Annotated in this window: 1 protein-coding gene; it reads left to right on the top strand. The window is 36.1% G+C overall.

The annotated features are described in order from the left end of the window. The first annotated feature begins 271 nt into the window (after positions 1 to 271). Positions 272 to 1,840 (top strand): IS1182 family transposase, encoded by a 1,569-nt coding sequence (locus MHH69_RS19270; RefSeq protein WP_341361490.1) that lies wholly within the window; start codon positions 272 to 274, stop codon positions 1,838 to 1,840.

Here is a 1,840-nt window from a genome sequence, read left to right as displayed (position 1 = left end):
AGCATCGGACTGACGCAGATGACGCAGTTTTCCGATGTGTCATCGCGCTTCGCAGAAAGCGTCGATGGTAGTTGAGGGGTGCCCCTGTGAGAGTAGGACGTTGCTAGGCAATTAAAGAGGCTGGGACAAAACCCACCTCTGAAATGAAAAGCCGGTGAAATTTTACGATAAGTAAAATTTCACCGGCTTTGATTATTTTAAATAAAAAATAAGGACCACTTCTGATAAAATTAAGTCACCACAACAAAATTATACAGAAAGAAGGATCCTTATGTTTAAAGATTATAACATGAATCAACTCATTTTGCCTTTAGATTTAGAAGTAAAATTACAAAATAATGATATTGCTTTCCATATCCATCATCTAGTTGAAAGTATCCCTCATGAAGCGTTCGAACCATTTCTACGAAATGAGGGGTGTCCTGCCTATCATCCACGTATGATGCTTAAAATTATCTTATGTGCCTATACACAATCTATCTTCTCAGGACGGAAAATTGAAGCCCTATTAAAAGACAGTATCCGAATGATGTGGCTAGCCCAAGGATATGAACCAAGCTACCGTACAATCAACCGATTCCGTATTCAACCAGAAGTGAAAGATTTAATTCGTCAATGTTTCGTTCAATTCCGTTGCCAATTGATTGAAGAAAAGCTTATTGATCAAGAAGCGATTTTTATCGATGGTACAAAAATTGAAGCAAATGCGAATAAATTTACGTTTGTTTGGAAGAAAACCATTGAAAAATATCACCAAAATTTAATTGAAAAGTCAAACCAGCTATACAATGAGCTACTAGAGAGTGAAATCATACCTGAAATTCAACGTGAAAGCGATAAACAGTTATCATTGGAAGAACTCGCTCAATTAGTTCAAAAAGTGGACGATGTCGTAACTGAATATGATAAACAAATTGAAACATCATCAGATGTTCTAGAACGAAAAGCCTTAAGAAATAAACGTAAATACCCGAAACAATTACGCAAGCAGTTGATTGATTTTGTCCTACGTAAACAAAAATACGAAAGAGACTTTGAAATCTTTGGTACACGCAATAGCTATTCTAAGACAGATTCAGATGCGACGTTTATGCGAATGAAAGATGATTATATGCAAAACGGACAATTAAAAGCTGGATATAATGTACAAATCGCAACGGAAGGTCAATATACGCTTGCCTATAGTATATATACAAATCCAACAGATACACGTACGTTAATTCCATTTCTAGATGAGATTGAGCAGCATTATTTTGAGTTACCAAAACACATTGTTGCAGATGCAGGTTACGGTAGTGAACAAAACTTTCATGATATCCTTTCGAATAGAAAACGAGAAGCACTTATTACGTATAGTATGTATTTGAAAGAACAAAAGAAAAAGTATAAACAAAACATATTTAATCCCGATAACTGGACGTATGATGAAGAAACCGATACATATACATGTCCTAATCAAAAACGTCTTGAATTTCAATATTATTCTGTCCGTAATGACCACACAGGCTTCCAACGGAAGCTCAAAATTTACGAGTGTGAAGACTGTTCGGGATGCCCATTCCGTTCATCGTGTACCAAAGCTAAAGAAGGCAACAATCGAAAATTAATGGTAAATGAAAAATGGGAACAGCAAAAAGAATATGTAAGAGCAAAGCTTTCAGAAGAGAAAACAAGTGCCATTTATCGAAGACGCAAAATCGATGTGGAACCAGTTTTTGGATTCTTGAAGGCTAATTTGCGTTTCACTCGATTTTCTGTACGAGGAAAATCGAAGGTAGAAAACGAAATGGGCCTCGCGTTAATGGCTGTGAATTTAAGAAAATTCACGGCCATTAACTAA

This window comes from Ureibacillus sp. FSL E2-3493 (assembly GCF_038077515.1).
Classification (GTDB): domain Bacteria; phylum Bacillota; class Bacilli; order Bacillales_A; family Planococcaceae; genus Ureibacillus; species Ureibacillus halotolerans.
The sequence above is the reverse complement of the archived record's forward strand: the minus strand, read 5'-3'. Positions and strand labels throughout refer to the sequence as shown.

Coding starts and splice junctions, on each gene's coding strand:
- MHH69_RS19270 (WP_341361490.1), top strand. CDS start 272: ATGTTTAAAGATTATAACATGAATCAACTCATTTTGCCTTTAGATTTA.